This is a genomic window from Jiangella asiatica, assembly GCF_004349065.1.
Classification (GTDB): Bacteria; Actinomycetota; Actinomycetes; order Jiangellales; family Jiangellaceae; genus Jiangella; species Jiangella asiatica.
Genome location: NZ_SMKZ01000056.1, coordinates 31264 through 42395 on the forward strand (window position 1 = coordinate 31264; position 11132 = coordinate 42395).

6 protein-coding genes and 1 pseudogene are annotated in these 11132 nt (G+C 73.6%); all 7 read right to left on the reverse strand.

Translation table 11 applies throughout. The features are described from left to right. Nucleotide 1 precedes the first annotated feature (1 nt). Nucleotides 2-3379, reverse strand: a complete 3378-nt coding sequence (locus E1269_RS26810) for a serine hydrolase (protein ID WP_131900363.1) — start codon at nucleotides 3377-3379, stop codon at nucleotides 2-4. After that, nucleotides 3376-4359, reverse strand: coding sequence for an ABC transporter ATP-binding protein (locus tag E1269_RS26815; protein ID WP_131900365.1), 984 nt, complete (start codon nucleotides 4357-4359; stop codon nucleotides 3376-3378). Before E1269_RS26815 ends, E1269_RS26810 begins: the two co-directional genes overlap by 4 nt. Next, nucleotides 4356-6362, reverse strand: coding sequence for a dipeptide/oligopeptide/nickel ABC transporter permease/ATP-binding protein (locus tag E1269_RS26820; protein WP_131900367.1), 2007 nt, complete (start codon nucleotides 6360-6362; stop codon nucleotides 4356-4358). The genes E1269_RS26815 and E1269_RS26820 overlap by 4 nt, the downstream gene beginning before the upstream one ends. Continuing rightward, complete coding sequence (locus tag E1269_RS26825; protein ID WP_203434113.1) at nucleotides 6362-7381, reverse strand: ABC transporter permease; 1020 nt, start codon at nucleotides 7379-7381, stop codon at nucleotides 6362-6364. Before E1269_RS26825 ends, E1269_RS26820 begins: the two co-directional genes overlap by 1 nt. Continuing rightward, nucleotides 7378-8979 (reverse strand): ABC transporter substrate-binding protein, encoded by a 1602-nt coding sequence (locus E1269_RS26830; RefSeq protein WP_131900369.1) that lies wholly within the window; start codon nucleotides 8977-8979, stop codon nucleotides 7378-7380. Before E1269_RS26830 ends, E1269_RS26825 begins: the two co-directional genes overlap by 4 nt. Before the next feature lie 248 nt (nucleotides 8980-9227). Next, a complete protein-coding gene (locus tag E1269_RS26835; RefSeq protein ID WP_203434114.1) occupies nucleotides 9228-10805 on the reverse strand; it encodes an N-acyl-D-amino-acid deacylase family protein in 1578 nt (525 codons plus the stop codon). A gap of 139 nt (nucleotides 10806-10944) precedes the next feature. Beyond that, nucleotides 10945-11132 (reverse strand): annotated as a pseudogene (locus E1269_RS26840) (ATP-dependent Clp protease ATP-binding subunit ClpX); the annotation flags it as partial.

Sequence of the window (11132 nt, forward strand, 5' to 3'; positions counted from 1 at the left end):
CTCAGCCGACCTTCGGGGTGGCCCGCACACCCAGGTGCACGTACGGCGAGCCGTCGGCCAGCGTGTAGAAGGTCACTGGGGTCCAGGTCTCGTTGCCGGGCAGGCGCATGGCGTAGATGTCGTCGCGCACCGGGAACAGCTCCAACTCCTTCGGCTCCTGGTCCAGGCCGGCGACATCCTGCGTGCTGGTGATCCGGAGCCGGCCGCGGTCGCCGTCCTGCCAGACGTCGATGCGCACGCCGGTGCGTTCGTACGTGCCGGCGTGCCGTGCGACGTCGGCGCCGGACTCCGACGCCGGGCTCAGCGGCACCGTCATCTCGATGCCGGCGACCTCGCGGAAGATCTCCCGGATCAGGGTCTCGTAGAGGTCGCGGGTGTGCCCGCCGTTGGTCAGCAGCGTCACCGCGAGGTCCTGCTCGGGCAGGATGCGCAGGAACGCCGACTGCCCGATGGTGTTGCCGTCGTGCCCGAACAGCCTGGTGCCGTTCCAGTCCAGCCGGAACCAGCCCAGGCCCCAGGAGTCTGCCAGCGTGTACGGGTCGGGCAGCCGTACCTGTTCCTCCCGCATCGCCGCCGCCGTCTCCGCGGCGAGCACCCGAGTGCCGTCGGCGGCGACGCCTCCGGCCAGGTGCATCCGCGCGAAGGCGAGCACGTCACCGACGGTGGACGCGATGAGCCCGGCCGGTCCGGCCGACCGGGGCAACACCCAGACCGGGGCCCGGCGCGGCTCCTCGTCACCCTCGTGGACGTGGCCGACGGCGGTCCGGTGCAGCAGAGCGTCGTCGGGCAGGGTGACGGTGCGCGTCAGGCCCAGCGGTGCGAACAGCTGGTCGCGCATGGCGGCGTCCCAGGTCTGGCCGCTGAGCTTCTCGATCACCCGGCCGGCCAGGGTGAATCCGGCGTTGCAGTACGACCAGGTGGCACCGAGCGGGTGGTTCGGCGGCAACCCGGCCAGCGCCGCGACATAGCGCTCCAGGCACTCGTCGCCGCGGCCGGTGTCGAGGAAGAAGTCGCCGTCGATGCCGCTGGTGTGCGTCAGCAGGTGCCGCATGGTGACCCGAGCGGTCAGTTCGGCGTCGGCCAGCGACAGCTCGGGCAGGTAGTTCACCACCGGTTCGTCGAGATCGAGCTTGCCGGCGTCGACCAGCGCCATCACCACCGTCGCGGTCCACACCTTGGTGATCGAGCCGGTCTGGAACAGGGTGTCCGGGGTCACCTCGACCCCGATGTCGACGTTGGTCAGCCCGTGCGCCAGCTCCACGCTCCGGTCGCCGGCGGCGATCCCGAGGGTCGCGCCAGGGACGTTGTACCGGGCGGCCAGCTCGGCCAGCCGCCGCTGCCAGTGCTCCGCGTCCAGGGTGGTGGGTGCCATCAGGGCCTCCTTCGTGGTGGGTCGCGCGGCCGTCGTGCGGTGCGCGGGCGTCGTGTGGCGGGTCAGCCAGTCGACGATCCGGCGGGAGTAGTCCAGCCGGTGCGAGGGACGCCCCTGCAGGATGAACAGGTGCGACGCCTCGGGGTAGAACACGAGCCGCGCCGGCACGCCGCGGGCGCGCAGAGCGCCGAACCACTGCTCGGCCTGTCCGGGCGGGCAACGGTCGTCGGCCAGGCCGTGCAGGATCAGCGTCGGGGTGGTCACGGCGGCGACCCGCTCGAACGGCGACTGCGCCGCGGTCGGCTCGCGGTCCTCGTAGGGCAGCCCGATCTCCATCCCGACCAGCAGGTGGCCGACGTCGGAGGTGCCGGCCATGCTGGCGGTGTCGGAGACGATGCCACCGGCCACGGCGGCGGCGAAACGGTCGGTACGGGCGGTGAGCCAACAGGTCAGGTAGCCGCCGTAGCTGTAGCCGGACACCGCCAGCCGGGCCGGGTCCGCGACGCCCTCGGCCACCAGTTGGTCCACCGGCTCGAGGAAGTCGCGCTCGTCGGCCAGGCCCCAGGCGCCGACCGCCGCGGTGTAGAACGCCGAGCCGTAGCCGTCGCTGCCCCGCGGGTTGAGCAGCAGCACCGACCACCCCCGCTCGACCAGCAGCTGGTGGTAGGCGTGACCGGAGTCGGGCACCGGGCTCCACGCGTTGTGCGGGCCACCGTGCACGTCGACCAGCAGCGGCCCGGGCGCCGTCGCCGTCGCCGGGTTCCGCAGCAGCCAGGCGTGCACCTGCGTCCCGTCGACGACGGTGAAGACCCGCTCCTCGGCGACCGGTAGCTCGACGCCCTCGGGCGCGTAACGGGTCAGCCGCGTCTCCCGCCCGGTGGCGAGGTCGACGACGGCGAGGTCGCCGTAGGACGCGGGATCGGCGACGACGACGGCGGCGCGGCCTTCGCGGATGGCGACGGACAGCCCGGACACGACCCGCGTCGCGCCGGTCACCAGTGGCCGGACCGGCCCGCCGGAGAGGTCGACGGCGAAGACGTGCGTGCAGCCGCGGTCACGAGCGCAGAACACCACGGTGCTCCCGTCCGCGGCCACCTGGGGCAGCCCGCCGGGATAGCCAGGGCCACCGGGCATGACGGTGCGGTCCAGCTCCGCGATGAGGTCGACCACCGGCCCGCCGTCCAGCGGGACGCGCAGCAGCCGGTTCGGGCCGACGCTCACCTCCTCCCGGCCCGCCACCAGCAGCGAGGCGCCGTCCGGCGTCCAGGTGACCGTCCCGGCCAGCCGCACCGCGGCGCCGACCTCGCGCGGCGTGCCCCCTCCGGCGGCGTCGACGACGTGGACGGTGGACTCGCCGGTCAGGTCGGCGTCCGGCGCGGTGGCCGCGCTGAAGGCGAGCCGGGTGCCGTCCGGCGACCACGCCGGACCGCCAGCGTGCCAATCGCCGCCGGTGAGCCGCGTGGTGGTGCCGGCGTCGAGGTCGACGACGTGGACGTGCTGGCGGATGCCGCGCAGCAGGCCCGCGCCGTCGGCCTTGAAGCCGGTCCGGTCGATGACGATCGGCGCGGTGGAACGGCGGCTTCGGGCGGCATCGTCCTCGCCCGGGAGCGCCAGCGTGTCGACCGGCGCGGTGAACGCGATCCGTCCGCTGTCAGGGCTCCACACCGGCGCGCCGGCGCCGGCGGGGAGGTCGGTGACCCGCTCCGGCTCGCCGCCGGCCAGCGGCAGCACCCACAGCTGCACTGGGCCGCCGTCGGCGCGCAGGAACGCGAGGCGAGTGCCGTCGGGCGACCACGCCGGTGCGCTGTCGTGGTGACCGTTCGTGAGCCGCCGCGGCGGCGCGTCCGTGGCCTCCACGGTGACCAGCCACAGCGCCGAGCGGTTCTCGTCGGCGGCGGCGTCGCAGGTGCGCAGCGTGTACGCGACGCGCGTGCCGTCTGGTGACAGGGCCGGCTCGGCGGGGACCCGCAGGTCCAGGACGTCGGCTTCGACGAGCGGTCGGGTCATCGGGCGGGCACCTCCAGGGAGGCCGGCGCGGCGTCGGAGGCGAAGTGGCAGGCCGCCCGGTGCGGCCGGTCCGCGGCGGCGGGTTGCGGGTCCTTCTCGACGCACACGGTGCGTTCGGGCACGGTGAGCGGGCCGATCGGGCAGCGACGGTGGAAGCGGCAGCCCGGCGGCGGGTCGTGCGGCGACGGCGGCTCGTCGTCCAGGAGCTCACTGTCGGCCGGGACGGGGTCGTCCAGCGCCACCCCGAAGCGCGGCGCGGCATCGAGCAGGGTCCGCGTGTACGGGTGCCGGGGCGATGTCAGCACCTCCGCAGCCGGCCCGGCCTCCACGATGCGGCCCAGGTACATGACGGCGATGACGTCGCTGACGTAGCGCACGACGGCGAGGTTGTGCGAGATGAACAGCATGGTCAGGCCGAGCTGCCGGCGCAGGTCGCGGACCAGGTTCAGCACCGACCCCTGGACCGAGACGTCCAGCGCCGACGTGATCTCGTCGGCCAGCACCACGTCCGGCTCGGCCGCGAGCGCCCGGGCCAGGGCGACGCGTTGGCGCTGTCCGCCGGAGAGTCCGGACGGCAGCGAACCCGCCCGGGACGGGTCGAGGTCGACCAGCTCGAGCAGGCGGGCCACCTCCGCGGCCCGCCCCGTCCGGCCGGGGCGGCCGGGGACCGCCTCGGCGATGGAGGCGCCGATGGTCATCCGCGGGTCCAGGGAGGCGTACGGGTCTTGGAAGACCATCTGCAGGCGGCGCCGGTCACGGCGGGCGCGCAGCGGCGCACCGTCGAGCCGGATCTCCCCGTCGGTCGTCGGCACCAGCCCGACGGCGGCCTTGGCCAGCGTCGACTTGCCCGAGCCCGACTCGCCGACCAGGCCGACCACCGAGCCGGCGGGAACGGTGAGGTCGACCCCGTCGACAGCGGCCAGCGCCGACCGCCCCGCGCCGAACCGGACCGTCACGCCGTGGAACGACAGTTCCCTCACGCCCGGCTCACCCCTTCCTCGTGCGGCTGTCGGCCGTGCGGCTCCTGGCCGTGCGGCTCCTGGCCGTGCTGCTTCTGGTCGTCCAGGCGCGGGTGCCAGCAGGCCGCGCGCTGGTCCGGCGCCACCGTGGCCAGCCGCGGGTCGGCCCGGCAGACGTCGTCGGCGAAGGAGCACCGCGGCGCGAACGCGCAGCCGGCCGGGCGCGACGCCGGGTCCGGCGGGCGGCCCGGCACGGTCGCCAGCGGCAGCTCCCGGTCGGTGGTCAGGTCCGGGACCGAGCCGAGCAGCGCCCGCGTGTACGGGTGCGCGGCCCGGTCCAGCCGGTCGGCCGGCAGCTCCTCGACCACCCGGCCCGCGTACATGACGACGATGCGTTGGCACAGCTGCGCCACGACCGCGATGTCGTGCGAGATGAGCACGACGGCCGCGCCGGTCTCGCGCTGCACCTCGCGCAACAGCCGCAGCACCTGCCGCTGGACGGTGACGTCCAGGGCCGTGGTCGGCTCGTCGGCGATGATCAGCTCCGGCTCGCTCATCAGGCCCATCGCGACCATGGCGCGCTGGCGCATGCCGCCGGAGTACTCGTGCGGGTACTGGTGGGCGCGACGCTGCGGCGCCGGTACCCGGACGGTGCGCAGCCGGTCGATCGCCCGGGCCAGCGCCGCCCGCCGGCCCTGGCCCTCGTGCACTCGGGCGACCTCGGCCAGCTGCCATCCCACCCGCATCGACGGGTTGAACGAGGTCATCGGGTCCTGGAACACCATGGCCAGCCGGGTGCCGAGGTGCTTGCGGACCGCGGGGTCGTCACGCGGGGGTTCGTCGCCGAGCGCGTCCCCGTCCCCGCCGGCGAGCGAGAGACCGACGACGTCCAGCCGGTCGGCGGTGACGACGGCCCGCTCCGGTGCGAGCCGGGCGAGGCTGAGCGCGGTCAGGCTCTTGCCGGAGCCGGATTCGCCCACGATCCCGACGGTCTCGCCGCGCCGGACGGTGAGGTCGACGCCGTCGACGGGGTACGTCCAGCCGTCCGGCCCGGCGCCGGGGAAGCCGACGCGCAGCCCTTCGACGGCGAGGACGGCGTCCGGTGCGGGCTCGGTCGGGGCCGGCGCGGTCGCGGTCGACGCGCCGTCCGCGGGGTCCGCCGGCGGTGTCGCCGACCTGCGCGGCAGGATGCGGCGCGTCGTGCGGATGCCGACCACCTGCGCGATCGCCTCGCCGAGCAGCGTGAACGCCAGCCCGGCGATCACCACCGCAACACCTGGGGCCAGCGCCGCGGACGGGTTGATATAGATGCGGTCCAGGCCCTCACCCAGCAGCCGGCCCCAGTCGTAGGCTGGCGGCTGCACGCCCAGGCCGAGGAAGGACAGCCCGGCGAACGCCAGCAGCGCTCCGCCGGCCAGCACGGTCGCGTTGACCACCAGCGGCTCGCCGACGTTCGGCAGCAGGTGCCGCACGATGAGCCGGAACCGGCCGACCCCGGCCACCCGCGCGGCCGCCACGAAGTCGCGTCCGGACACCGCGGCCACGTTCGTCTGCACCAGCCGGGCGAATGACGGCGCACCGGCCAGGCCGATCGCCAGCACCGCTCCCCGCGCGCCGACGCCGAAGATCACCGCGAAGAACAGCGCCAGCAGCAGCGCCGGGAACGCGACCGCGAGGTTCACCGCCGCGACCACCAGCCGGCCGGAGCGACGTCCCAGCACCGCCGGTAGCACGCCCAGGATCACGCCGGCGACCACGCAGATCGCCGTGGCCAGCAGCGCCAGGCCGAGCGAGTACCGCGTCGCCACCAGGACCCGGAACATGATGTCGCGGCCCAGTGCGTCGGTGCCGAGAGGGTGGTCGGAGGTCGAGCCCTGTGACAGCGCGGCCGGGTCGGTCGCCTCCGCGGCGTCGCCCCACAGGATCGGCGCGACGATCGCCAGGATCGCCAGCAGGACCAGCAGGCCCGCCGCCACGGCGCCGACGGGGTTACGCAGCGCCGCCCGCCACTGTGCCCGCCCCATCAGCCCTCCCTGATCGTCGAGCGCGGGTCGGCGATCGCCAGCAGCACGTCGACGACGAGGTTGACCAGCAGCACCGCGGCGCCGTAGACGAGCACGATGCCCTGCACGACGGGGTAGTCCTTGGCCAGGATCGAGGAGACGATCGTCATCCCCATGCCGGGCCAGGCGAACACGTTCTCGACCAGGACCGTGCCGACGATCATGCCGCTGAGCAGCAGCCCGCCGATGGTCAGCGTCGAGGTCAGCGCGTTCGGGAAGACGTGGCGCAGGTAGACGCGCAGCGGCGGCAGCCGTTTGGCCCGGGCGGTGCGGACGAAGTCCTCATCCATCACCGCGAGCGCTTCGACCCGGACGATGCGGGCCATCAGCAGCGCCGGCCCGAGCGCCAGCGCCAGCACTGGCAGCACGTACGAGGCCGCGCCCTCGCGACCGGCGACCGGGAACCAGCCGAGCGTCACGCCGAACACGAACACCAGGCCGACGGCCAGCAGGAACTCCGGGATCGCCGCGACCACCGCGCTGGTGGACGTGAAGCCGAGCTCGACACCGCGCCGGCGCCCGCCCCGGGTGAGGACGGCCATCGCCAGGCCGAGCGGGATGGCGGCGAGCATGACGACGACGAACGCCACCACCGCCAGGCCGGCGGTCGCCGGCAGCCGCTGCCCGATCGTCTCCGACACCGACACCCCGGAGGTCATCGAGACGCCTAGGTCACCGCTGAACAGCGCCCGCAGGTAGTCCACGAACTGCACGGCGAGCGGGTCGTTCAGCCCGAGCGCCTCGCGCCGCGCCTCGACCAGGTCCGGCGGGGCGGTGACGCCGAGCGCCGCCCGCACCGGGTCCCCGGGGATCAGGTGGATCATCAGGAACGCCAGCGTCACCAGCACGGCCAGCGACGCGAGCAGCCGCCCGGCCCGGCGCAGCAGGAACCGGGCCCACGGGTTGCCGACCCACCCTGCCACGGCCGAGGGGGCCGACGCCGCCGGGGCGGCGGGCGGGGTGACGGGCGTACTCGTCACGAGGCCGTCAGGCGAATCGTCGCCGGGACCGGTCCGTCACCGCCGGGTTCCACGGTGGCGCCGTCGAGGAAGGTCGGGATGGTCTCGTCGGCGAAGAGCACCACGTCGTTCGCGGCGAACAGCGCCTCCTCGGCCTCCTGCCACTTCGCGCAGCCCTCCTGGCCCGGCAGCGTCATCGCCTCGGCGACGGCGGCGGCGTACTCCGGGTTGTCGATCGAGGCGAGGTTGACCCCGCCCTCGGCCGGCGCCGGACCGGAGAGGAACGGCACCACCTGGTTGGGCAGCCGCAGGTTCACCGGCAGCAGCGCCGCGCCCCACGCCCCGGTGCCGAAGACCACCTCGTTGTACTCCGTCGGCGGCATCCCGCGAGTGGTGGCGGCGACACCGAGGTCGGACCACGTCGACGCGATCAGCTCGGCCGCCGCGGCAGTGGTGTCGCCCCGCGTGCTGTTGTAGATCAGCTCGAGCTCCAGCGGTGCGCCGTCCTTGGTGCGCACGCCGTCCGAGCCCGCCGTCCAGCCGGCCGCGTCGAGCGCGGCGGCGGCCGCCTCGGTGTCCTGCTCCGGCAGGTTGCCGTCGACGGCGTCGTAGCGGCACGCCACCGGGTCGATGACGGCGAGCGCCTCGGACCGCTGCCCGTAGCCGCCGGTGATCACCGACATGAGCTCCTCGTAGTTCAGCGCCTGAGCGAGCGCGGCGCGGACCGCGTCGTCGGCGCCGGGATTGCCCGCGGCCTGGTTGAAGAACAGCTCGCCGACGATCGCCCGCAGCGTGACCTGCTCGTACGTCCCCTCCAGCCGCTGCCGGTCCGGCCCGACCACCGAGGCCGAGTTCAGCTCGCCCGAGAGCAGCAGGTTCGCCGACGTCGACTCGTTCGCGATGACGCGGATGTTGACCGTCGCCGGCGTGCCGGGGTCGGCGGCCGCTCTCCCGTCGGGCCCCCACGCGTAGTCGTCGCGGCGCTGGAACGTGTAGTGGTCGTCGCGGACCATCTCCGTCAGCTCGAACATCCCCGTGCCGATCCCGGTCTCTTCCAGCAGCGTCGGGTCGTCCAGGCCGGCTTGGCAGGCGATGAAGAGATCGCCGGTGCTCTCCAGCAGGAACGGGTCCGGCGTCGGCACCGTGATGGTGACCGTGCGGGCGGCGTCGTCGGCGGTCGCGGTCAGCTCGGCCGGGACCAGCACGCCGCGCACCGGCGACACGTTCGCGTCGTCGACCACGAACTGGAAGTTCGCCGCCACGACGCTCGCCGTCAGCGGCGTGCCGTCGGAACAGGTGATGCCGTCGCGCAGGGTGTAGGTGACGGAGTCGGCCGTGGCCTCCCACGACTCCGCCAGCCACGGCAGCGCCTCGCCCTCGACGGTGAAGTAGACGAGCTTGTCGTACATGTAGGCGTCGACGGCGCGCGTGGCCGCCAGCACCGTCAGGTGCGGGTGCAGGTTGCCCGGATCGGCGGCGACGGCGGTGGTGAAGGTCCCGTCGACAACGGGTTCGCCGCCTTCGTCGGTGCCGGCCCCGTTGCCGCCGCCGTCACCGCCGCAAGCCGCGAGGAGCACCGTCAGGGCGGCGGCGAGTGCGACGTTAGGACCGATGCGCATGGCCAACTCCTTCGCGAGCAGGTGTTCGGGCCAGACTGGCCCTCCACGTGGTCCTACGTCTTTGTCGAGACCGACGAGTCACACCCCCATATCTCGTCCACCTCACCCACTCCCCCCGATCGAAATGATCACGTTCAGCACGAAATCTCGTGTCGCACCATGCTTGTAAGCCTGGTGACGCGCGGGAAGCCCTGGTGATGCGCGGGACGCCCTCGTGATGGACGCCGAGCCGGCGATCGGCAGCCGGGTCAGGCCCGCAGGACGCGACCGGCCCGCTCGCCGGTGAAGACCCCGTCGTCGACGACGACCCGGCCATCGAGCAGGACCGTGCGGATGCCCTCGGTGGGCACGTCGGGCTCGACGTAGGAGCCGCCGTGGCCGATGGTGGCCGGGTCGAAGACGGTGACGTCGGCGTGGGCACCGGGCAGCAGCACGCCCCGACCGGCCAGCCCGAACTGCCGGGCGATCAGCGACGACGCCTTGCGGATCGCCTCCGGCCACGTCAGCACCTGTTCCTCGCGGACGTATGTGCCGAACAGCCGGGGGAAGCAGCCGTACGTGCGCGGGTGCTGCATGCCGATCGGCGGGCCGTTGTCCGAGCCGATGCCGACGAGCGGGCTGGCCATGATGGCGCGCACGTCCGGTTCGGCCATCATCTCCAGGACGATCATGGCGCCGGGATCGGCGATGAGCAGCTCGCACAGGGTGTCGAACGGATCGGCGTCACCCGCTGAGCCGGCCGCCTCGGCGACGGTGCGGCCCACGACGGACGCGTCGCGGTGCGTAGTGACCAGGATCTTCGACGGCTCGGTGTTGGCCCACATGCCGTCGGCCGGACGGCCCAATGCCGCCTGGGTCCGCAGCCGCTCCCGCTCGGCCGGGTCGCCGAGCCGGGCGACCATGGCATGGGCGCCACCGGCGACGGCGTCGTTGGGCAGCAGCGCCAGCATCACCGTCCCGCCGGCGAGGTACGGGTACTGGTCGCCCATGACGTCCACGCCCGCCAGCCGCGCCTGTTCGAGCCGCTCCAGCAGCGCGGCACCCTTGCCGTGTGCGGCCTTCCCGGCGGCCTTGCAGTGCGAGATCTGCAACCGGATGCCGCCGGCCCGGGCGATCGCCACGGCCTCGTCGATGGCGTCCTCGACGAAGCGTCCCTCGTCGCGCATGTGGGTGGCGTAGGTGCGGCCGTAGGCGCCGGCGACGCGGGCGATCCGCATCACCTCGGCCTGGTCGGCGAAGCATCCGGGCGGGTAGATCAGGCCGGTCGAGAAACCGACGGCGCCGGCCTCGAACGCCTCCGCGGCCAGCCGGCACATCTCGTCGACCGCGCCCGGACGCAGCTCGTCGCCGGCCCCGTTGGCGGTCACCCGCAACGTGTGGTGGCCGACCAGGTACGCCAGGTGGTTGGTTGGCCCACTCTTCTCGACCTGATCGAGGAACTCGGCGAATGACCCGGCGCCGACGTCGACACCGCAGGCCAGCTCGGCGTACATGGCGCGGACGACGGCCGCGGACTCGTCGGTGAGCGGCGCGAAGCTGAACCCGCAGTTGCCGGCGATCTCGGTGGTGACGCCCTGCAGCAGCTTGAAGGGTTGTGGCTGGTCCATCAGCGGGACCATGTCGCTGTGCGAATGGGCGTCGACGAAGCCCGGAGCGACGTAAAGGCCGTCGCAGTCGATGACGCGGACACCAGTGGGGCGGTGTGAGCCGGCAGGCTCGATCGCGCGGACCGCACCGTTCTCGACGACGACGTCAGCGACCGTGCCGGGGGAGCCGAGCCCGTCGAACACCGTGCCGCCGCTCAAGACCAGGGGTTCAGGAGTCACAGGGCCCAGCGTCTCAGACCCGGTGGGGAGCGATCTGTGGGCGTGGGCACCAAGATTGCCCGCGTCTTTGGGCGCCGGCGACAACGCGGCGCCGTCTACGGCGGCTCAGCTGGGGTCGGGAAGGGCCATGCGGCTCGGGTCAGGCGGTCTTCTCCCGACGCTCCCGCTTACGCGGACCCTCCCGCGGCACCAGCGTGGGCAACACGTTCTGCCCCACCACCTCCCGAGTGATCACTACCCGGGCCACATCATCACGCGAGGGCACCTCATACATCGAATGCAACAGCACCTCTTCCAGGATTGCCCGCAACCCCCGCGCCCCGGTCC

Bases quoted from the DNA above. Each gene is read 5' to 3' on its own strand.
- E1269_RS26820 (WP_131900367.1), bottom strand. From the start codon at position 6,362: ATGGGGCGGGCACAGTGGCGGGCGGCGCTGCGTAACCCCGTCGGCGCC.
- E1269_RS26830 (WP_131900369.1), bottom strand. From the start codon at position 8,979: ATGCGCATCGGTCCTAACGTCGCACTCGCCGCCGCCCTGACGGTGCTC.
- E1269_RS26810 (WP_131900363.1), bottom strand. From the start codon at position 3,379: ATGACCCGACCGCTCGTCGAAGCCGACGTCCTGGACCTGCGGGTCCCC.